This is a genomic window from Dakarella massiliensis, assembly GCF_001182045.1.
GTDB classification, from domain to species: domain Bacteria; phylum Pseudomonadota; class Gammaproteobacteria; order Burkholderiales; family Burkholderiaceae_F; genus Mesosutterella; species Mesosutterella massiliensis.
Genome location: NZ_CVTY01000007.1, coordinates 839529 through 860239 on the forward strand (window position 1 = coordinate 839529; position 20711 = coordinate 860239).

Annotated in this window: 25 protein-coding genes and 2 tRNA genes; 9 read left to right on the plus strand and 18 right to left on the minus strand. The window is 54.9% G+C overall.

The genetic code is table 11. The annotated features are described in order from the left end of the window. Window positions 1–61: 61 nt before the first annotated feature. From BN1936_RS10185 to BN1936_RS10195, 3 genes are read right to left on the minus strand one after another with little or no spacing between them, the layout of a single operon-like run. Window positions 62–427 carry a hypothetical protein gene (locus BN1936_RS10185; RefSeq protein ID WP_022442849.1) on the minus strand — a complete coding sequence of 122 codons (366 nt, stop codon included), beginning with the start codon at window positions 425–427 and terminating at the stop codon, window positions 62–64. A gap of 14 nt (window positions 428–441) precedes the next feature. Further along, complete coding sequence (locus BN1936_RS10190; protein WP_325058619.1) at window positions 442–1206, minus strand: helix-turn-helix domain-containing protein; 765 nt, start codon at window positions 1204–1206, stop codon at window positions 442–444. A gap of 8 nt (window positions 1207–1214) precedes the next feature. After that, a complete protein-coding gene (locus tag BN1936_RS10195) occupies window positions 1215–1448 on the minus strand; it encodes a helix-turn-helix domain-containing protein (protein ID WP_049687331.1) in 234 nt (77 codons plus the stop codon). 131 nt (window positions 1449–1579) lie between these two features. Here BN1936_RS10195 and BN1936_RS10200 point away from each other — a divergent pair, with 131 nt between their 5' ends. The 9 genes from BN1936_RS10200 (at window position 1580) to BN1936_RS10240 (ending at window position 6617) form a co-directional block, all read left to right on the plus strand. Beyond that, window positions 1580–2275, plus strand: a complete 696-nt coding sequence (locus BN1936_RS10200; RefSeq protein ID WP_049687332.1) for a S24 family peptidase — start codon at window positions 1580–1582, stop codon at window positions 2273–2275. A 249-nt stretch (window positions 2276–2524) separates the two neighbouring features. Further along, window positions 2525–2740 carry a hypothetical protein gene (locus tag BN1936_RS10205; protein WP_049687333.1) on the plus strand — a complete coding sequence of 72 codons (216 nt, stop codon included), beginning with the start codon at window positions 2525–2527 and terminating at the stop codon, window positions 2738–2740. A gap of 8 nt (window positions 2741–2748) precedes the next feature. Continuing rightward, window positions 2749–3216, plus strand: coding sequence for a hypothetical protein (locus BN1936_RS10210; protein WP_049687334.1), 468 nt, complete (start codon window positions 2749–2751; stop codon window positions 3214–3216). Window positions 3217–3588: 372 nt separating this feature from the next. After that, the gene (locus tag BN1936_RS10215; RefSeq protein ID WP_049687335.1) at window positions 3589–4269 is read left to right on the plus strand and encodes a DEAD/DEAH box helicase family protein; all 681 of its coding nucleotides are present in this window, start codon (window positions 3589–3591) and stop codon (window positions 4267–4269) included. Continuing rightward, the gene (locus BN1936_RS10220) at window positions 4238–4744 is read left to right on the plus strand and encodes a siphovirus Gp157 family protein (RefSeq protein WP_022442856.1); all 507 of its coding nucleotides are present in this window, start codon (window positions 4238–4240) and stop codon (window positions 4742–4744) included. The genes BN1936_RS10215 and BN1936_RS10220 overlap by 32 nt, the downstream gene beginning before the upstream one ends. 24 nt (window positions 4745–4768) lie before the next feature. Beyond that, window positions 4769–5386 (plus strand): hypothetical protein, encoded by a 618-nt coding sequence (locus tag BN1936_RS10225; RefSeq protein ID WP_022442857.1) that lies wholly within the window; start codon window positions 4769–4771, stop codon window positions 5384–5386. Window positions 5387–5400: 14 nt separating this feature from the next. Further along, complete coding sequence (locus BN1936_RS10230; protein ID WP_049687336.1) at window positions 5401–5778, plus strand: DUF3310 domain-containing protein; 378 nt, start codon at window positions 5401–5403, stop codon at window positions 5776–5778. Beyond that, window positions 5775–5996: a helix-turn-helix transcriptional regulator gene (locus BN1936_RS10235; protein ID WP_049687337.1), complete on the plus strand. Its 222-nt coding sequence runs from the start codon at window positions 5775–5777 to the stop codon at window positions 5994–5996. The genes BN1936_RS10230 and BN1936_RS10235 overlap by 4 nt, the downstream gene beginning before the upstream one ends. A 399-nt stretch (window positions 5997–6395) precedes the next feature. Next, the gene (locus BN1936_RS10240) at window positions 6396–6617 is read left to right on the plus strand and encodes a hypothetical protein (RefSeq protein WP_049687338.1); all 222 of its coding nucleotides are present in this window, start codon (window positions 6396–6398) and stop codon (window positions 6615–6617) included. A gap of 37 nt (window positions 6618–6654) precedes the next feature. On the opposite strand, the gene BN1936_RS10245 is transcribed toward BN1936_RS10240, so the two are convergent. The 15 genes from BN1936_RS10245 to BN1936_RS10315 all read right to left on the minus strand — a co-directional run bounded on the left by BN1936_RS10245 (window position 6655) and on the right by BN1936_RS10315 (window position 20529). Then, window positions 6655–7122 carry a hypothetical protein gene (locus BN1936_RS10245; RefSeq protein ID WP_049687339.1) on the minus strand — a complete coding sequence of 156 codons (468 nt, stop codon included), beginning with the start codon at window positions 7120–7122 and terminating at the stop codon, window positions 6655–6657. Then, window positions 7119–7580: an ImmA/IrrE family metallo-endopeptidase gene (locus BN1936_RS10250; RefSeq protein WP_049687340.1), complete on the minus strand. Its 462-nt coding sequence runs from the start codon at window positions 7578–7580 to the stop codon at window positions 7119–7121. The genes BN1936_RS10245 and BN1936_RS10250 overlap by 4 nt, the downstream gene beginning before the upstream one ends. Window positions 7581–7683: 103 nt before the next feature. Then, window positions 7684–9024: a tyrosine-type recombinase/integrase gene (locus tag BN1936_RS10255; protein ID WP_232422099.1), complete on the minus strand. Its 1341-nt coding sequence runs from the start codon at window positions 9022–9024 to the stop codon at window positions 7684–7686. Window positions 9025–9312: 288 nt separating this feature from the next. Continuing rightward, a tRNA-Pro gene (locus tag BN1936_RS10260) sits at window positions 9313–9389 on the minus strand. A gap of 27 nt (window positions 9390–9416) precedes the next feature. Next, complete coding sequence (locus BN1936_RS10265) at window positions 9417–9782, minus strand: MerR family transcriptional regulator (RefSeq protein WP_049687342.1); 366 nt, start codon at window positions 9780–9782, stop codon at window positions 9417–9419. A 121-nt stretch (window positions 9783–9903) separates the two neighbouring features. Next, window positions 9904–10248, minus strand: coding sequence for an integration host factor subunit alpha (locus tag BN1936_RS10270; protein ID WP_022444825.1), 345 nt, complete (start codon window positions 10246–10248; stop codon window positions 9904–9906). A 16-nt stretch (window positions 10249–10264) separates the two neighbouring features. Continuing rightward, a complete protein-coding gene (gene pheT / locus BN1936_RS10275; protein ID WP_049687343.1) occupies window positions 10265–12676 on the minus strand; it encodes a phenylalanine--tRNA ligase subunit beta in 2412 nt (803 codons plus the stop codon). Window positions 12677–12688: 12 nt separating this feature from the next. Beyond that, window positions 12689–13708: a phenylalanine--tRNA ligase subunit alpha gene (gene pheS / locus BN1936_RS10280; RefSeq protein ID WP_022444823.1), complete on the minus strand. Its 1020-nt coding sequence runs from the start codon at window positions 13706–13708 to the stop codon at window positions 12689–12691. A gap of 174 nt (window positions 13709–13882) precedes the next feature. Then, entirely contained in the window at window positions 13883–14239 is a 357-nt protein-coding gene (gene rplT, locus BN1936_RS10285; protein ID WP_022444822.1) for a 50S ribosomal protein L20, read from the minus strand. 21 nt (window positions 14240–14260) lie between these two features. Next, window positions 14261–14461, minus strand: coding sequence for a 50S ribosomal protein L35 (gene rpmI / locus BN1936_RS10290; RefSeq protein WP_022444821.1), 201 nt, complete (start codon window positions 14459–14461; stop codon window positions 14261–14263). A 189-nt stretch (window positions 14462–14650) separates the two neighbouring features. Further along, window positions 14651–15196 (minus strand): translation initiation factor IF-3, encoded by a 546-nt coding sequence (gene infC / locus BN1936_RS10295; protein WP_232422100.1) that lies wholly within the window; start codon window positions 15194–15196, stop codon window positions 14651–14653. Beyond that, window positions 15193–17118 (minus strand): threonine--tRNA ligase, encoded by a 1926-nt coding sequence (gene thrS / locus BN1936_RS10300; RefSeq protein WP_049687344.1) that lies wholly within the window; start codon window positions 17116–17118, stop codon window positions 15193–15195. The genes infC and thrS overlap by 4 nt, the downstream gene beginning before the upstream one ends. 311 nt (window positions 17119–17429) lie before the next feature. Further along, window positions 17430–17506: transfer RNA gene (locus tag BN1936_RS10305), tRNA-Val, on the minus strand. A gap of 78 nt (window positions 17507–17584) precedes the next feature. After that, on the minus strand, window positions 17585–19717 hold the full coding sequence (locus BN1936_RS10310) for a RelA/SpoT family protein (RefSeq protein ID WP_022444818.1): 2133 nt from the start codon (window positions 19715–19717) through the stop codon (window positions 17585–17587). A gap of 188 nt (window positions 19718–19905) precedes the next feature. Continuing rightward, complete coding sequence (locus BN1936_RS10315) at window positions 19906–20529, minus strand: response regulator transcription factor (RefSeq protein WP_049687345.1); 624 nt, start codon at window positions 20527–20529, stop codon at window positions 19906–19908. Window positions 20530–20711: the final 182 nt, after the last annotated feature.

Genomic DNA, 20711 nt, shown 5'->3' on the forward strand with positions numbered 1-20711 from the left:
GATGACGTCTGGAAAGGGATTGCGCCCTGACCAAAAGCCCTGCACCTCTTCAGGTTTAATCTCAAAGTTCTGTGTAGCTGCTCCCATCGTCGTTCCTCCTAAAACGCCTCATGAACCCTTTAACCGTCCCTTCGTGCCCTTCGCTTGAGAAGATCGCCATAGCGGGACTTACTGCCAGGATGTCTTCAATGCACTCCCGCATGCGTTTGTCACCAAGCGAACCAACCGAGTAATTCTTCGAATCCTCGCCTACCGCCAGGACATGAACTTTTCGGTCACGAAGAAAAGACCAATCGATAATCTCGGCTCTGTCCGACGGAAGGACGTTCACCGTGTCCTTGGTGTAGTTCTGCCCTTCACGTTCGGTTTGGAAGAGAACAACCACGGACTCTCCAAGCTTTCGGCAATTCGCTTCGATCACCCTCATTCGTCTTGTCCCCCTCACCTGAACAGGTTCCTAAAGCCGGTTGTGTCTTCCTCACCTGGTCGGAACTCTTCTCCTCTTCTTTGACCTCCTTCCCTTCTTTGTGCTTCTTTCTCTCTCCTTACCCATGTCTGCCAGCTTTGCGTCCAGCCTTTATCTGACCTTCTGGTGGAGGAACCTCTGCCGTTCTCCCAGTAGAACCTGAAGTCAGTAAAGACTTTCTTAGGATCCAAATCAGGACGTACGGCTTCGATGTAGTCCTTCCAAGCATCCGGGATCTCGGATAGCGAGAAGCGGTGTGTCTGTGCCTCCCGCTTCGCCGCAGGCGAGGGGGGGGGTAGGGGCTCTTCTTTATTCCTTTCTTTATTACTTATTTGTTTGGGTGCATCTCCTGCACTACCCTCGTGCGCCTCTTGCACTACCCCTAGTGAATCTCCTGCACCAGTCTGATGAATATCTTTCACTAGTGAATCTCCTGCACCAGTGGGAGTACATTCACTAGTAGCCACTCCCTCTAGGTTGATTGCATATCCGCTTGGTGTTGTGAACGTCCCTTTTATGACGATTTTCAAAACGCCTTGTGCCGTCAAAAGCGCAATCCGGCTTTTAACTGAGCGGGTAGACATTCCAGTTTCAGAGGCAATGCGAGTTGTCCCCGGGTTGCACAAGCCGGAGCAACTGTTTCTATGGTTTATCAGGACTTGCAAAACAGCTTTCGAAAGAGTGTCTAAATCACACCTTTCCCAAAGTGTTCTGGTGTCTTGGAGGTTGTTAAATGCCATGGCATTAGTTAAGAACGAGGCATATTGCAGTCGTTCTTATTCCCTACAGGAACGAAGGGATTGAGAATATGCGCCGGGAGCCCTGTTACCTCACTTGCTTTTTTTAGGTATTTTTGCGTGATGTAGCCCCTTTTCTTCCACATTGAAACCTGGCCAGAGCTAACGCCAATCTTTTTAGCGAGTTCACTCTGAGTACAGCCACATGCCTGCACAGCAACGTCAATGCAGTTGACGCTATCCATATCCTTCTCCACCGTCAAATAAAACCATGGCAATAGAATAGCATTTTTAGCTTTTGTTGTCTATAAAAACCGCAGAAGACTAGTTGATGTTTTTAGTTTTTGTTGATAGCTTTAAGAGCTAGGGAGGAAAAATGGAATTCAAAGACAAACTCAATCTTCTGCTTTCCAGAGAAAAGCTAAATCAGGCGGATTTGGCTCAAAAAATTGGGGTTTCACGCCAAGCTGTGCAAGTGTGGGCTTCTGGGAGGTCTGTCCCGAAAGGAACAAACTTAGCCAAGATTTGCGAGTTCTTCGGCGTATCTCCTGAATGGTTCTCTAACCAAAGCTCCGTATCCAAAGAAGAAGTGCAAGTTAAATCCTTTATCCCGGGAGAAGACACTCCACCAGAAGGGTACGTTTCAATCCCCGAGTATCAATTAACATTTTCTGCCGGGAACGGTTCTGAACCAGAATGGGAACAGACGAAGAAATCATCCGCCGCGTGGTATAAGGTCGACTACTTACGGAGTAAAGGCGTTAACCCAGCAAGATGTCGCAGAGCAAAAGTTGTCGGTGACAGTATGGAACCCCTGCTCTTTTCAGGAGACACTATCCTTTGGGAAGAAAACGTCGACCCTCATATTGGGTGCAACCGGATAGTTGATGGAAGTATCTACGTTTTGGCTGTAGACGGGGCACTTCGTATCAAAAAACTCGCCCATATAAAAAACGGCATTCGGATCATTTCCATTAACCCCGCCTATCCGCCTGAGGATTATTTCGGGGATGAAGCAGATGGAATTCGGCTTTTCGGTCGAGTCATAGAATCAAGCCATACTTTCAAATAAATTAGTCCTCTTCTTTTAAAAACCGCCTTCGGGCGGTTTTTTTGTGTCTGTTGCTCATTGTCAAAAAAAAACATCTACTTTCTTTTTCTATTTTAGTTTTTGTTGACAACAAAAGCTAAATAGGCTATAGTCATGTCATCGAACAAAGCAACAAAGGCAACTAATCAAGGAGCCCTCATGTACACCTATCGAATCAGCGTCAAATCCAACTTCGCCGAGTGCGAGCTGATCGATTAACAGGAGACAGACATGGAAAAAGACATGGCTTACAGAACCGCCGATTACGACCAGTACGAGTCTGATCTCCGTGAACGCGAAGTGACTCAGAACCTGACGGTGCATGAAGACTCCGCCCGGGAAATCTTTCTCTGGATCGCTGAAGCAGCTATTTCGCTCGCTTCCCTCTTCCTGATCACGGCCGTGCTCCTGTCCTTCTTTGGGATTCTCGAGTTCTCGATCAATTGAGGTCTGCGATGGATAAAAACGAAAAACCGCTCCGCATTACTGAAGAAGCCGCCCGGGATATGTGGGCGGCTGCATGTGGAATCGCCAAACAAGAAGTGGACTTTGATGTCGCACCGCAAGTGAACGGCTACCTTCTCAATCGGCTTAAAGAGTTACACGAACTCGCTGGTGGCGGCGTCGATGATCCTCTCGGTTTCTTTATCCGTAAGCCCGGTGAGGAGAGCCTCTTTGAGGCAAAGCAAGTAGATGGCGCCCATACGGGCAAGACCGCCAAGCTGGTAGGCGAGTCGTTTGGAAGTGAACTCCTCGTATTTCTCCTCCAGCGTGCCCCCATTACCGACCCCCGGATTCTTCAGGTGGTCGCCAAGTTTCTGATTGAACTTTTCAACGTTGAATTTTCTGCTGAAGGGAAGAACGATCGCCCCAGACTGCAGGCCGGCAACGATGATCTGGGTCACCTCGGCGGAGGTGAATGAATTTTAGTCAGACATAGCTTTTCTCCTTGTGGATGAAAGAAAGAGCGTTTTGGTGGAACCGCTCAATTCAATCTTCCTACAAGGAGATCCTCAGAACCGAGTTCTTATGCATGGCTCAAAGCCATACACAAGATCTTGCAATGAAGGTAAGTGACAGGGGTGCAATGCCCCGGACAGCATTGATCCGTAAACGGCATTACGGGGACGCTCGAGCAGACAGCCGTACGACCTGACGCGGCTAACTCCCAGAAGCTCTTCTGAGCCATATGCCAGGGGCAGTTGACCTGAGCTGGGAGGAAAAAGCCTACCGTTGTCGCTTTTCTTAAGGACACAACGGTCGGTTTTTTCAAGTTGGATCTTTATGGAGAAGCAATGAGTTACGCAACACTAATTCTTGGCGAATCCGGCACCGGCAAAACAGCGAGTCTGAGGAATCTGGATCCGTCCAGAACGCTTCTGATTCAGCCGACTAGGAAACCACTCCCATTCAAGCCCACTGGCTGGTTCGAGAGGAAATTCACCAAAAGCGGGAACAATGGCGGGAACATCTACGTCACAGATGATCCCAAGATCATTGTGGCGGCTATGAAAAAGTCTCAGGCCGACATCATCGTGGTTGATGACTGGCAGTACATCCTCGCCAACATGTATATGGCTCGGCGGGATGAGAAGTCATTCGACAAGTTCAACGCGATCGGCGGTGCCGGCTTTGATATCTGCCAGGCCGCCTCTCAGCTCGATGGAGACAAGCGCGTCTACATCCTCGCTCACACCACTACCGACGAATTCGGCAACACCAAGATCAAAACACTGGGAAAGCTCCTCGACGACAAGATCGTGGTCGAGGGCATGTTCACAACTGTTCTTCGGACTCACGTTGTGAACGGCCAGTACTACTTCAGCACCCAGAACTCAGGTTCAGACACCGTCAAGTCTCCTATGGGGATGTTCGAAACGGCAGAAATCGAGAACGACCTGGCTGCTGTCGACAAAGCTATCTGCACTTACTACGGAGTCACCAATGGCGACAAAACTAACGCTGTATCAGCTTGATGAAAGTATCCGGGAACTCTTCGAAAACCTTCCGGTTGATGAAGATACCGGTGAAATCCTCCCCGAAGCGGCCGCCCAGATCGACGCTCTTCACGAACAGTTCGAAGAGAAGATCTGCGGTATCGGTCTCTACGTCAAGGAACTCAAGGCTAACGCGGAGGCATGCAAGGAAGCGTCTGCTCAGCTTTCCGCCCGAGCCAAATCCCTCAATTCCCGCGCTGATTGGCTGAAGTCCTATGCCCTTCAGCACATGCAGCAGAACGGACTCGTCAAAGCCGAGAACCCGCTTTGCAAGGTATCGGTTGCCAAGGGTATGCCGACCGTCTCTATCTACGACGAGAAGCAGATCCCTGAGAAGTTCTACATCGTCAAGAAAGAACTCAGCAAAGCCGCAATGAAGATTGCGCTGAAGGATGGCGTTGATATCCCGGGTGCCAAGCTGGTGACCGGTCCGGCGTCTCTTCGAATCAAGTAATCCCCATTTTTAAAAGGAAAACAAATGGACTTCACTCTTAACGCGGATAGCGCCAAGGAATCTTGCCGGGCCCCCAGTGCCATCACGGAATCCGGCGCTTATATCGGTCAGTTCCATGACGCGTACTACTACACCACGAGGTCGGGTGCCGGCTTCATGGTGTTCAACTTCTTCGCGAACGACGGACGTTCCGCTCGTCTGAATATGTGCATTACGAAGCGGGATGGATCTGACTCTTTCGCTCGAGGGATTGTGGACGCGGTGATGACGGTTCTTCGTAAGCGTTCGATCTCTTCCACGCTGGGCGTCATTAAGTACTCGAACGGTAACTCTCAGGACGTTGAGCGCTTCCATGATCTCGAAGGAAAGAAGATCGGCGTGATCCTTCAGCGAGTGAATGATCCGTCTGATGAGAAGTACCCGTTCCACATGGAGCTCCTCACGCCGTTCGACGCCGACACCCGCATGAACGCCCGGGAAATTCTCGAGAAGGCTCCGGAAGCAAAGGCAGTGGACGCCCGGCTGAAGACTCTGTCGGACCGCACGCTTAAGAAGAAGTCCGCAGCCGAATCGTTCGAGTCTCCCAAGCGAGATGAAGCGCCGGCACACGATACGTTCGTGAACGAAGACATCCCCTTCTAAGAAAAGATTCACCCATGACTGAAGAAAAAATCAATCACCCGGCGCACTATAACCAGCTGCCGCACGAAGTCATCGAGATCGTTGCTGATCGGGATTTCTGTTCTGGGAACGTTGTGAAGTACCTGATGCGCGCCCCATATAAGGGAAATGCAGTTGATGACCTGAAAAAGGCGCGCTGGTATCTGATATGGCTCCTGGAGCATAACTACCCGATAGGCTCGCGCGATCTTTACCATAAGGAATACAGAATGACTTGTGAAAACGCTAATGCGATCAGCGGTCCTGGAGCCAAAGAAATCTCAAAAGCAATCAAGCTTTTTGTGTCCGGATATGGGGAGGAAGCTTTGGCCGCTATAGATAAAGCAATAGATGAACAGGAGAGCGAGAAATGAGGAAGCGTTACAGAACAATCCCCCCGCTGGGGCTACTGATGGTGGATGTGAAAGAAGCCGCGGCCATGCTCTCGATTGGGGAAAGCACCGTGTGGAAAAAGGTGAAGGAAGATCCCTCGTTCCCTCGGCCCGTGCGCCTCAGCCCAAAGTGCACGAGGTTCAAGGTAGACGATATCAGGAAGTGGGTGAAATCCGTCGGTACGGGAGTCTCAGCGTGAGTTTGGGGGAGCCGCGTAAAGCTCAACAGCAATATCTTCAATATGGTATATTTTCCCTGTCCGGATTCCGGACGCGGGATTGGCGTCCCGAGCTATACGGCGAGCAATAGCAAGCCGCCGACTGTTGAAAGCGGCTTTTTTGTTGTCTCGTGCATGGGGTCGTGAAACTCGACCCCATCCGCAAGACCGGGAGCTACTCAGCAGCCACCCTCGCCCCCGCGGAGCAACTGCAGATCCGCAAGGCCATCTCGGCGCGCGCCCTACGCCCGCTTTCAGGTCGCAAAGTATGACCAGATCCGAAGCGAGGATCTTCAGACCGCTCTCGACTTCATCGCAACCTGCGAGGTAAAGCTCCCCGCGCTCGTAGATAAAAACTGCATCACGCTCTCAAGAGACGAGATGGAACGTATCAGAACCCTCGTCTACTACAAAAAATATCTCTTCCGCAGGCAGCTTGACCTTGTCTATCAGCTCCTCGTTGCTGTCCAGTCTCCAGAGGCGCCGCGCTTCTACGAAATGATGAACGAGGCAAACATGAATGAGGTCGAAAAGATCCTCGCCCACCACGACATGGCCGTAAAGGATTTGCCGTGCTATAGGTACCTGGTGGGGCTTTCGTAAGCAAATCCGCCGAGTCTCTTATTATCAAGGGACTCGGCTATTCAATAGCAGAGCGAATAGTTTCTGCAGCTTTTGAAAAGGGGATCACATCTGATAACTTCGCCTTATCTTCCTCCTCCTGCGGGGCTGGAGAAAAAATCACCTTTACCAGAGCAATTAGCAAAAGAGTGGGAACAGCAGCCGTCAAAAATAGTGTCGTAATGAAGATATGGGGCTCAACCTTAGGGAAAGTGTAAATAACCTCCGCCGCGCCAATAGCAAACCCCAAAAATAAAACAATAACAACGGCCAATCCTGCCCTAAAAAGCCAAGGTCTGCGCCCAGAATTCTCTTTTGTTCGAGTTAAACGCTCTTTCTCCAGTTCCAGGCGGCATTGGCGCAATTGGAGCTCGAGTTTTGTGTTTTCAATCTGGACTTTAGTCTGAGGGTCTGCGGTTGACGCATCGTTGGCAAGCTCAGACACCGGGGCAGACAAATCAATTCCTTTAGACTCGCCGGGCGTCATAGAAAGTATCCCAGAGTAGATAACCTCAGATTCAACGCCTGGGACGAAACTCCCAGCGCCTGCCGAAGTTTAACGGGATCCTTTATGTTCAGCTTGTCAACCAAAGCGCGGACGGCAATAGCGGGCATAATCAAATCAGCCGCGAATCTGTTTGCCGCTGCTTCTTTTGCCGGGTCGTAGCTCTTTGCACCACTGGGTAGTACCGTATTACGCTCGGCACTGCCGTGCCCCAAGCAATGATGCCCCAGTTCGTGGGCAATGGTAAACCTTTGTCTCTCAGGGATCTCTTTGGCGTTGACGTAAATCGTCCCAGTCTCTTCATTCAGATACCCAGAACGATAGCCTAGCTCTTCCCTAACCACGGTCAGACCTAATTTATTGGCAAAGAACTCTGGATTTATAGGCACTTTCATATCCCAGAACTCTTCTAAGAGAGCTTGTGGCGTATACATAATCATTTGCCCTCCCGGTAAAACCAACAAACAAATCCCAGATGTGATACTCACTATATTTTATGGCATGGCCAATCTATAAATACAGGAATCTTCTGTCAAGGTAAGGTTACTCAAGATAAGCTGAGAAACAAAACTTCCCCCAGGCCTCGTAGACCTCACGCATATCCCCCAAAGCCTGCTCCCGATCGTACGCGCACTGGTAGGACTCGTTGCGGTGATCCAAGCAGCTTTCTCTCAGATCGCGCGAGAACGGCTTGTGGGAGTATCCCTTGGCATCCTTGGCCCAAGTATTGAAAGTTGCCCGCGCGAGCCCGTGAAGGGTCACTATACGGGGTTTGCCAGTCTTCGCATGGAACTGATCGGGGTCTACCCAGCCAATCCCGTCAATTCTTTTCTGTTTATCGTGCATGCGCTTAATCAGCGCTCGGACAGAATCACGGGAAAAAGGAGAATTTCTCCCTTTGTTCACATTGGGGAAAATATAGGAATCTGGAGATCCCCCTACCCGTGGGGCTGATTCCAGTAGCTGAACGGCTTCTGGGCAAAGCGGTGTTTTGCGGTCAAAGGGAATCTTTTCGCTCTTCACCTTCATGCGGGCACGAGGGATAACGTGCAGCCACCTCCCATCATCATCCTGCTGGATTTCCCCCCATGTTGCTTCACGCGCTGTTGTGTTGCGCGCTGAAGTAAGGATCGCGAATGCAAGACAGCGGGCCGTCTGACTAACCGGGACAAGCTGCATAAGTGCCTTAAAGAAAGCCGGCATACGTTTCGGCGGCAGTGCCGGCTCGTGCCCGCCTTCCGGTCGATTTAGTGGCAGCAAATCCCCTAAACGCCCGTCCACCACCTGGCACGGGTTAACCATCGGCGGGATCATCTCCGAGCGTATTGCCCAATCAATCGCTCTTTTAGCGTCGCTAAGGATCCTTTCTGGCGTGTCAATCATGGTTCCCCACTTTTCCCCCAGGGCATCACAGAACATCTGAGGTTTCAGGTCTACAACCGGGCAGTCTCTGATTTCTTTAGGGATGTGATTCCTGAAAAAGCCATCCCAAACCAGATCGCGGGATTTTTCAGCGTTTTTCCACCTCCCCCTCTTTGTGTTGAACTCAATCCACTTCCAGATAAGTTTTTCAAAGGTTAGTGCGTCCTCCTCTTTTTGAGGTGCCGGGGATGGGCGTAGCGCGTCTCTGGCCGCTTTCTCCTGCTCAGATGGGTCAATCCCTTCCGCTATCAGTTTCCTCCATCTGAGCCCCTTCTCGAAGGCCTCAGCGAGTGACATTTCGGGATACTTCCCGAGAGTAAAGACCCGCTTCAAACCACGATCCCGAAGCAGGAAATAACGGGCATATGTCCCGTCCTTGAGCTTCCGGACTCCAACATAAAGCCCGGGGACAATCCCGCATGAAGCGTCAGCCGTCAGGGCTTTCAAACGCTTGTCAGTCATCCTGTTTGCCACGCGCATAACGCTCAATCTCCGTAATCAAATGTTTTTAAATAAAAAATACGGTTATTACCACAAAAAATTCCGTTATGTTTGGGGAGAAATTGAGGTTTCCCCGCTCATTTGTGGTAATGATTGTGGCATAGATTCTTAGATAATGACACGCCTTACGGAGAGGATTAGAGACAAAGACAACACGCGTATTGTGTCTTAAGCTCTTGTTTTTATTGAGTTGTCGTAGACGAATACAAAGAAAAAGGAGGCAACTTTCGTTGTCTCCTTTCCTGGAATTGGTCGGGGTGGTGGGACTCGAACTCACGACCCCTTGCACCCCATGCAAGTGCGCTACCAGGCTGCGCCACACCCCGAGAGAGATGAACTATAGCACAAAATCTTTATAAAAGAAAATTTTTGATGGAATCCCTGATATTCCGGAGTTCCTCGACCACATTCGGGCTCACGGAGGTCTTTCCTTCAGTCGCTTGAGCGACAGCCGTCTTCCGGTGCTTCAGATGCTTCTTAGCGCCGGCAAGCGTATAGCCCTGGTCATAGAGGAGCGAGCGAATCTCACGCGCCGTGAGAATATCTTTCTTCTCATAGCGGCGGCGCGAGCCGTGACGGCCCGGCGAAAGCTGCTTGAACTCATCCTCCCAGAACCGGAGGACCGAAGTTGCGACTCCCACCAGCTCAGCCGCTTCGCCGATCGTGAAAAAGCGTTTCTCCGGAATCGGCGGAAAAGCTCCGATTTCTTTCTCTGACATGCCCTTTTCCTTCTCTAGCAGACCCCTCGATTCTAACCGCTAAAAGGACGGGCTTAAAGAAAAGCGGCAGAACCGTTTTATCGGTTCTGCCGCTCTCAAACACTCGGATTACAAAGCGATTTTAATTCGCAGACTTCGCCGGGAAGCCGGCAAGGACTGCATCGCGGAGCTTAGCCGATGCGTGGAACGTAACGACACGGCGGGCCGTGATCGCGATTTCCTCACCCGTCTTCGGGTTGCGTCCGGGGCGCTGGGGCTTGTCGCGCAGCTGGAAGTTACCGAAACCGGAAAGCTTCACGGGGCTGCCATGCTCCAGGCGGGAGCGAATCTCGTCGAAAAACACATCGACAAGCAGCTTCGCTTCGCGCTTCGAAAGACCCATCCGGTCAAACAGAATATCGACCAGATCGGCTTTCGTCATCGTCGTCCCGACGGTGGGGGAAAAATCATTCTCTTCAATAGCCATTTCAAAGGTTACCTAATTAAGCACGAAGTTTAATGCCAAGGGGTTCAAGTCCAGCGATCACCGCTTCAGTCGCGCCTTCGATCTGGGCTTCAGTCACAGCCTCTTCACCGAAGGACTCCAGCACGAGGCGGAAGGCCATCGACTTATCGGCGGCAGGCTGATTTTCCGGATGGTACACGTCGAAGAGACGGAAGTCGGTGAGACAGGCAAGCCTCACATCCGTTCTCCGGGCAGCGCGCACCGCGTCGAAGATCTGCTTCGAAGTCACAGAGGCCGGCACTGCGAGCGAAATATCGCGCAGCGACTTCTGGAACTTGGAAACGGGCTTATGCTCGGTAACCGGCACGCTGAGCAGCGGCTCTACATCGATCTCGAACACCACAGGGCAGAGGGGGAGATCATACGCCTGCTGAAGCCTCGGGTGCAATTCGCCGATGAGACCGATCCGTTTTCCGTCAAGATACACCCCGGCGCTGCGGCCCGGGTGAAGCGACGGGAAGACTTCCGGAACAAAATCAAGCGTGAGCGGGAAGGCGAGGCGTTCGAGGTCGCCCTTCACATCGAAGAAGTCCACGCGGCGGGACTTGATGCCCCACTGCGGAGCGTCCGCGGTGCCGTAGGCGAGACCAGCGAGGTGCTCAGGCTGACGGACGCCCTTCACGGAGGTGTCAGAGGGCTCAATCGTCGGATCCTGGAAGAACACGCGGCCAAGCTCAAACACGCGCACACGGTCTTCCTTGCGGTTCAGGTTGTAGCGCAGGATATCGACGAGACCGCCGATCAGCTGCGTACGCATCACGGAGAGCTGTGAGGCGATCGGGTTCAGCAGACGGATCGGGGCAGCTTCGCCTCCGAAATCCTTCTCCCACTTCTCTTCCACGAACGAGAAGTTCACGAGTTCCTGATAGCCGCGGCCCGCGAGCTTCAGACGCAGGTCATGCTGCGTGCGGCGGTCCTCGCGGGACGGCCGCATCACAGCGCGCTCAAGCGGCGGATTTTCCGGCAGCTTGTCGTATCCCCAGAGACGGGCCACTTCTTCCACGAGGTCCTCTTCGATTTCGATATCGAAGCGGTACGTGGGGGAGGTCACCGTGAAGAGGTCGCCGTCACGCGTGTACTCGAAACCAAGACGCTTGAAGGCCTCCTCCATGAAGTCGGTCGGAATATCCACACCGACGAGCTTGCGGCAGCGCTCGGCACGGAACTTCACAACGCGGCGCTCCGGGAGATCGGACTCAATGTCGCTCACCGGGCCGACACGCGTGGCGTCGGTGCCGCAGATCGAGAGAACGAGCGCCGTGATGTACTCGAGGTGCTCACGGGTCGTGCCATAGTCGACACCGCGCTCGAAACGGAACGAGGAGTCGGACGAGAAGTTGAGCTTACGGGCACGGCCCTGGATCGCTGACGGACGGAAGAACGCGGACTCAATGAAGAGGTTCACCGTGTCATCCGACACAGAGTCAGCCGTGCCGCCCATAATGCCGGCGATCGCCTGCGGGCCGTTATCGTCCGCGATCACGCCGTAGTAAGGCGTGAGGTCAACGGTCTTGCCGTTCAGGAGCTCGATCTTCTCGCCTTCCTTCGCCCAGCGCGCCGTCACGGTGCCGGAGAGCTTGTCGAGGTCAAAGAAGTGAGTCGGACGGCCGAGCTCGAGGAGCACGTAGTTCGAAATATCGACGAGAGCCGAAATCGGGCGCTGGCCGCAGCGTTCAAGCCGCTCCGCCATCCATTCAGGCGTCTTCGCCTTGGCGTTCAGCCCCGTGATCACGCGGCTCGTATAACGGGCGCAGAGGTCAGAGGCCTCAATCTTCACGTCGTGCGACGCGTCAGTCGTCACAGCGGCTTCGTGAATCTCCGGGAGCTTCAGCTCAGCGCCCGTCACGGCATGGACTTCACGCGCGATACCGGCGAGAGACAGCGCGTCACCGCGGTTCGGCGTGACGTTCAGATCCACCACGACGTCGTCGAGGTGAGCGTACTTGCGGATATCTTCGCCAATCGGGGCGTCCGCCGGCAGAAGCCAGAGACCGTCATGATCCTCGGACACGCCGAGCTCACGGGCGGAGCAGAGCATGCCGTTCGAGGGCACGCCGCGCAGCTTCGCCTTCTTGATCTTGAAGCCGCCGGGGAGCTCAGCGCCCACCATCGCGCAGGGCACACGCACGCCCGCGCGGACGTTCGGCGCGCCGCAGACGATCTGGATCAGTTCGCCGGTACCGGCGTTCACCTGGCAGACATGCAGGTGATCGGAATTCTCATGGTCGCGGCATTCAACGACTTCAGCAATCACGACACCCGTGAAATCGGGGGCCGCCTTACGGGCTTCGTCCACTTCGAGACCGTGCATCGTGAGCGCGTCCTGGAGCTCCTCGCTCGAAATCGCGGGATTCACATACGTACGAAGCCAGCTTTCAGAAAACAGCATTTTTCTTCCCCATTACTCGTTGAACTGGCGAAGGAACCGGAGGTCGCCTTCAAAGAAGAGCCGCAGGTCGTCGATGCCGTAACGCAGCATCGTGAGACGCTCAAGACCCGAGCCGAAAGCGAAGCCGCAGTACTGCTCGGGATCGAGCCCGTAATTGCGGACCACGGTCGGATGCACTTCGCCGGCGCCGGAAATCTCAAGCCACTTGCCCTTTCGGGAGCCGGTAGTGAACATCATGTCCACTTCGACAGACGGCTCGGTGAACGGGAAGTAGCTCGGACGAAAGCGCACGATGAGGTCGTCGGTTTCAAAGAACCGGCGCAGGAACATGGAGTACACGCCCTTCAGATCCGCGAAGCTGATGTTTTCGCCGAGCCACAGCCCTTCAACCTGATGGAACATCGGGGAGTGCGTGGCGTCGGAGTCAACGCGGTAGGTACGTCCCGGAGCAATCACCTTGATCGGCGGCTTGTGGGTGCGGGAGTAGCGGACCTGCATCGGGGAAGTGTGCGGACGCAGCGGCAGCAGCAGCCCCTTCTCATCCTTCATGTCGACGTAGAACGTGTCCTGCATCGAGCGGGCCGGATGGTTGAGCGGGTTATTGAGCGCCGTGAACGTGTACCAGTCGTTCTCGATTTCGGGGCCGGAGGCCACGTCGAAACCGATCGAACGGAAAATCTCTTCAATCCGCATCCAGGTGCGGATCACGGGGTGGATGCCGCCGGCGGGCGACGTACGTCCCGGCAGCGTCACATCGATCGCTTCCTCGGCAAGCTTCTTCTCGAGGGCGGCCTGCGCGAGCGCTTCGCGGCGGGCGTTCAGCGCCTCTTCCACAGCACGCTTCGCGGCATTGATCTCAGCACCGGCCGCCTTCCGCTGGTCGGCTGCGAGATCCCGCAGACCCTTCATCATCGTCGTGAGGGTGCCGGACTTCCCAAGGAATTTCGCCTTGGCATCTTCCAGCGCTGCAGGCTGTGTCGCTTCAGCGAAAGCCTGCCGGGCGGATTCAATCAGTTTGGATAAATCTTCCATTTTTTGATTCCGATACGGAAAACGTGGGCAGCAGCGGTCTGCTTTCTTGCCCGCAATACAGAAGAAGATAACGAAAAAAGGGGCGGCCCGGTACTGCTGGCCCGCCCCTTTTAAAGCTGGAGCACCTCAGCCGAGGCTTCAGCGCTCCTGTGCTTTGACAAGTGGATTCACCAATTAAGCACGAGCTGCCTTGGCCTTTTCGACCAGAGCAACAAAGCCTTCCTTGTCAAACACAGCCATATCAGCGAGCACCTTGCGATCAAGGAGGATGTTCGCCTTGTGAAGGCCGTTGATGAAGGCGCTGTAGTTCATTCCGTTCTGACGGGTAGCCGCATTGATACGGGCAATCCACAGACGGCGGAAGACGCGCTTCTTCGCACGGCGGTCACGATAGGCGTACTGGGCGCCGCGCATGACGGCTTCCTTGGCCACACGGAACACATTGTTGGCACGAAGGCTGTAGCCCTTCGACAGGGCGAGCAGCTTCTTATGACGGGCACGAGCGGTTACACCACGCTTAACTCGAGGCATCTTTTTATTCTCCTATCCAGATCAGGAAGCGATGGCAAGCATGCGCTTGACGTTGAGCTCATTGCACTTAGCAACCGTCACCATGCCGCGCAGGTGACGCTTGTTCTTGGTCGTGCGATGGGACAGGATGTGACGCTTGGTCGAGTGGCCAAACTTGATGGAACCGCCGGAGCGCACTTTAAAGCGCTTGGCAGCAGCCCGCTTGGTTTTCATCTTCGGCATTTGCCGTTTCCTCTTTATTGATGACTCAAAGGCGCCTTCCGGAAAAAGTTTGGATGGTCTTGAACTGCCCTTGAATCACTTCTTCTAACTCCGACACTTCCCGGGTTGGGAGAAGTTTCGGAGGTACTGCAAAACTGGTCAGAAATGCCGGAGGAGAGAAACGCATCTCCCCCGGACGATTTCGTCTGATTACTTCTTGCGCTTCGGCCCGAGCACCATGATCATCTGGCGCCCTTCGAGCTTCGGATTCTGCTCAACCTGAGCGATATCACCCAGCTCGGTCTTCACGCGGTCCATAAGATCCACGCCGAATTCCTGATGGGCCATTTCGCGGCCGCGATAGCGGAGCGTAATTTTAGCCTTATCTCCGCCTTCAAGGAAGCGGCGGACAGCACGGATCTTCGTCTGAAAATCGTTTTCATCGGTCGCGGGGCGGAACTTCACTTCCTTCACCTGCGTGACCTTCTGCTTGGCCTTGGCTTCCTGAGCGCGCTTCTGTTCCTGGTACTTGAACTTGCCGTAGTCAATCAGCTTGCAAACCGGCGGACGCGCCTTCGGCGCGACTTCGACCAGATCCACGCCGAGCTCTTCAGCCTTGTGAAGAGCGTCGTACGTGTTCATGATGACGCTGGTTCCGTCCGGCATCGTGACTCGGACCTCGGGGACCCGGATTTCACGATTCAGACGATGACGATTTTCTTCTTTTGCAGGGTTATCCCTACTATTTGTTATCACTTATTAACCTCAATGTTGGTGTGATCGGCGACCTGAGCCGCGAGCATCGCAGCAAAGTCGTCAAAACTCATAGCACCGATATTCCGGCCGCCGCGCTCACGGACAGCCACTGTACCTGCCTGCTTTTCCTTCTCACCCACAACCAGGATGTAAGGAACTTTCGTCAGACTAAGTTCGCGAATTTTATAGTTGATTTTCTCACTGCGCAAATCCTCTTCTACTCGATAACCCGCATTGAAGAGTTTCTGATAAACCTCGTGAGCGTAGTCTGCCTGGGAATCCGTAATGGAGGCAACCGCTACCTGAGTCGGTGCGAGCCACGGCGGAAGGGCTCCGGCGTAGTTCTCAAGCAGCATGCCAATCCAGCGTTCCAGAGAACCGAGGATAGCACGATGGAGCATAACCGGGACCTTTCTCTGGTCATCGGCATCCACATATTCCGCTCCGAGACGGCCCGGCATCTGGAAGTCAACCTGAACCGTACCGCACTGCCAGCTGCGGCCGAGGCAGTCGCGGAGGTGATATTCAACCTTCGGGCCGTAGAAAGCGCCTTCACCCGGCAGCACCTTGTACTTCACGCCGGCACGGTCGAGAGCGATCATCAGATCCTTCTCAGCCTTGTCCCAGGTCGCGTCGTCACCGATACGCATTTCAGGACGCGTCGCGACGAAGTACTCAATGTCGTCAAATCCGAAGTCCTTATAGACCTTCTTCACGATCGCCGTGAAATTCACGCATTCGTCGAGAATCTGATCTTCCGTGCAGAAGATGTGGCCGTCGTCCTGCGTAAAGCCGCGGACGCGCATCAGGCCGTGCAGCGAGCCGGACGGCTCGTTGCGGTGGCACTGACCGAATTCACCGTAGCGGATCGGCAGATCGCGGTAAGAGCGGAGCGCGCTCTTGAAGATCTGGATGTGACCCGGGCAGTTCATCGGCTTCAGAGCGTAGATGCGGTTCTCAGACTCCGTCGTAAACATGTTGGAGCGGTACTTCGCCCAGTGGCCGGACTTCTCCCAGAGGGAGCGGTCGAGGAGCTGCGGTGCCTTCACTTCCTGGTAGCCGTTGTCGCGGTAGATGCTGCGCATGTACTGCTCGATCACCTGCCAGAGGGCCCAGCCCTTCGCGTGCCAGAAAATCATGCCCGGGGCTTCTTCCTGAATGTGGAAGAGGTCCATGTCCTTGCCAAGCTTGCGGTGGTCGCGGCGGGCGGCCTCCTCCAGCATATGCAGATAAGCCTTCAGCTCATCCTTCGTCGCGAACGCGGTGCCGTAGATACGCTGCAGCATCTCGTTCTTCGAGTCACCGCGCCAGTACGCGCCGGCTACCTTCATCAGCTTATGAACCTTCAGCACGCCCGTGCTCGGCACGTGAGGCCCGCGGCACAGATCCGTGAAATCGCCCTGCGTGTAAAGCGTGATCTTCTGGTCTTCCGGAATCGCCTTCACGAGCTCGACCTTGTAGTGCTCGCCGAGCTTATCGAAGAAGGAGATTGCCTCGTCGCGCGTCACTTCGCGGTGCGTGATCGGGAGGTTCTCCGCCACGATCTCGTCCATGCGCTTTTCAATCTTCGAGAGATCTTCTTCCGTGAAAGGCTTCTTGCAGGAGAAGTCATAGTAGAAACCGTTTTCGATCGACGGTCCGATCGTCACTTCGGCTTCCGGATAGAGCTGCTTCACAGCCTGAGCCATCAGGTGAGCGGTGGAGTGGCGAATGATGTCAAGACCTTCCTCATCCTTACCGGTGATGATCGCGACAGAGGCGTCGTGATCCACAGTCTCGGAGAGATCCACAAGCTTTCCGTCCACGCGGCCGGCAAGCGCCGCACGGGCGAGTCCGGCACCGATCGAAGCGGCAATCTGCGCCACTGTCACGGGGCCTTCAAACTCGCGCTTTGAACCATCCGGCAAAGTAATTTCCAACATTTGACACTCCCTTTTCAACCCCTTCAGACAGGGACTTCTCTTTCAAAAGATTTCTTGCCCAGACTGTTTGCCGCCTGAAGAGCGGCAACTCTGACCGCCCGTCAGACGGTTCTGCCGGCCGGTCCGTCCAGGTAAAGGATATCGGCCGCCGGCTCGGGCTGCAAAGAATAAAAAAAAAGTGCGGCCCGAGCCGCACTTTCTTTTTTAAAGCAACAGAACTGCTGTGTGACTCACCATCGGTTTTAGATGATGGTCAGTGTAGTTCGATTCATCAGAGAAAAATCTAACAACACAGCACTCCCAGAAAAATTTGGTAGGCACGATTGGACTCGAACCAACGACCCCCACCATGTCAAGGTGATGCTCTAACCAGCTGAGCTACGTGCCTGAGAGAATTAGAATTCTACGGATCCAAAATAAAAAAGCAAGAGTTCCCCCTAAAAATATTTTATTTTAGGGGTTTTCACTAGCTTCTATGGGCCGAAATGACCCCTTTCACCTCAAGAATCTCCTTCAGGGCCTGCCGCATCAGCGCGGCACCGGCCACCTCCACCCCGAATTTCAGGCGCGCGACGTTCTTCACGGTCTGTGTGTTGACGTTCGTGATGTTGATCTTCAGGCGGATGAAGACATCGGTCACGTCTTTCAAAAGACCGATACGGTCGCGGGCGAGAACGAGGATCTCCATCGGGTAGAGAGTGTCCTCGGGCGCGTCACCCCAGGAGACCTCAATCAGGCGTTCCTTTGACTGCTCCATCAGGTTCTTCACGTTCGGGCAGTCAGCGCGGTGCACGACGACACCGCGGCCGCGGGACACAAAGCCCACGATCTCGTCAGGCGGCACCGGGTGGCAGCACTTCGCGAGCTGCGTGAGAAGCGAACCGACTCCGGCAACAAGAATCTGTCCGTTATCGTGATGGGCACGCGGCTGCGCGGGTTTCACCGGGATCACCGGCTCATCGGCCGCCTTCTTCTGTGTCTGAGGCAGCACGACCGCTTCGATCGCGCGGTTCGAAATCTCGTCCTTCGCGATTGTGAGGCAGAGGTCATCCACGGACTCAAAGCCAAGCGTCTTCGCGAGCGACTCAAGGTTATAAGTCGACTTCCCGAGGCGCGCGAGTTCGGTATCGAGCTCATCACGCCCGCGCGCGATCTGCTCCTGGAGGTGCAGCTGGTTGAACCACGTTCTCACCTTGCCGCGGGTCCGGGCCATGGCGGCGAACCCAAGCTCCGGATTCATCCAGTCCTGCGACGGGCCGCCGGACTTCGCCGCGATGATTTCCACCGTGTCGCCGGTCTTCAGCTTATGCGTGAGCGGCACGATCGCGCCGTTCACCTTCGCGCCGCGGCAGCGGTGGCCGAGCTGCGTGTGAACCATATAGGCGAAGTCCACCGGCGTGCTGTTCGCGGCAAGCTCCACGACACGCCCCATCGGGGTAAGCGCGTAGATCAGGTCATCCTCGACACCCGGCGCGCGCGGCGGCTCAACGTCCGAGTGCCACGCGAGCAGCTGACGGAGCCAGACGACTTTCTGCTCCTCAGCGGAATTCACGCCAAGCGAATTGCCGGCTTCCTTATAGCGCCAGTGCGCCGCGAAACCGAGTTCCGCGAACTCATGCATCTCGCGCGTACGGATCTGGATCTCGACCGGAAGCCCATTTGAAGCCTTCACCACCGTGTGCAGCGACCGATAGCCGTTCGGCTTCGGGTGCGCGATGTAGTCGTCGTACTCCGACTGAATAGCGGTAAAGTTTTCATTCAAGATCGAGAGCACCTCATAGCACTGTTCGACCGTATCCACGATGACGCGAAGCGCCCGGAGGTCGAAAAGCCGTTCAAACGGCAGGTGCTTACGCTCCATCTTGAGCCAGATCGAGTAGATATGCTTCGAGCGGCCGGAGACCTCGCCCCGGATATGATGCGCGGCAAGCAGCGACCGGATCTTCGTCACGGCCTGCTGCACGAAAGCGAGACGCTCGGCGCGGCTCGCGTCGAGGTGCCGCACGATCTCCTGATAGACCTCAGGGCGCGTAAAGCGGAGCGACAGGTCCTCGAGCTCCCACTTCATCTGCCAGATACCGAGGCGGTTCGCAAGCGGTGAGTAAAGCTGCAGCGTTTCCGCGGCGTAAATCTTCGCGTCATCCGACGGGTGCATCACAAACCAGCGAAGCGTCTGCAGACGGCTCGCGAGGCGCAGGAGCACGACCCGGAGGTCGCCGCACATCGCGAGCAGCATCTTTCTCAGCTTCTCGGGCTGCGACGCCGCGTTCGCTTCCTTGTTGCTCGAGCGGGCCTGTTCGGAAAGCTTCATCAGGCGCTGCAGATCGGTGCAGAGTTCGAGCACCTTGCTGCCGAAACTCTTCTCAATCCACTCCTCAGGATTCTTCAGGTAATCCTGCACGGAGGAGAGATAAGCTGCGGCAATCAGTTCATCATCATCCCGGATGCCCCGCAGAATGCTGGCCATGCCGTCTACGTGCGACATGCGGGGTTCACCTGTCTCAAGGCATTGACCCGCGTAGAGCGGCTCCACCATCGAACGGGCAAGCTGCCAGTTCACTTTGACCGGCGCTTCGGTTTTCTTGTTATCTGGTGCCATCGGACAAATCTTCTCTGCGGTTAATGAGGAATAAACGCCTTCAGACAGGCCTCGCGCGGGAATCCCCTTGCGACAGCCCATTCTATGGCGGCGTACTGATATCAGTAGAAATCCCGAATCTGGTTTTGCAAATTAATACAAATTCAGATTCTAGGCGAGACTGCGGGCGGATTACGCCGCAGCGATGTTCATTCCATGACGCCGATACGGCGTAGCAGCGTGGCAATATCGACGCCATTCCGGACGTTCAGTTTCCGGGTGGCGGAGCCGCGGTGCACCTTGACGGTCTTCTCAGCGATGTTCAGTTTCTCGGCGATTTCTTTGTTCTGGAGCCCCTCGGCGACAAGCTTCACGACTTCTTTTTCGCGCGCCGTGAGCGTCTCAAAGGCCGCCCGATCCGCGTTATCGCGCTCGTCCGTCTCAACCCGCTCGAGGTCGCGCTTCACGGCGGCCGCCACTACGGCGATCAGCCGATCGCCGTCTACCGGCTTCTGGAGGAAATCCGCGGCACCCTGCTTCAGCACGTGCACCGCCATATCGACGTCGCCATGCCCGGTGACAAAGATCACCGGAATTCTGAACCCCTTGGAATCGAGCAGATCCTGAAGCTCAAGCCCCGTCATGCCCGGCATTCGGGCGTCAAGCAGGAGGCACCCCGGGCGGGCCGGATCATCATGCTTCAGAAAGTCGTCAGCGCTTTCGTAGCATGCGGTCTCGTAGCCTGCGGCCCCGAGCAGGAAGGCGCTCGACTGTCTCACGCCTTCGTCGTCATCCACGATTCTCACCAGCGGCGATTTACTTTCCGACCCCATTTTTCTCTCCAACCCGAAGTCAACCAAAACCCGCCCCCGCTTCTCCAGGCAGAGGCAACCCCACTTTTGTATTGTGAACCTATGCGGGGATGAATTTCAAAAAATTAAGAAAAAAGGCCAGGGACTGAGTCCCCGGCCTTCTTCCGGAACACGGATAAAACCGGGAGAATCCCGGTCTCTTA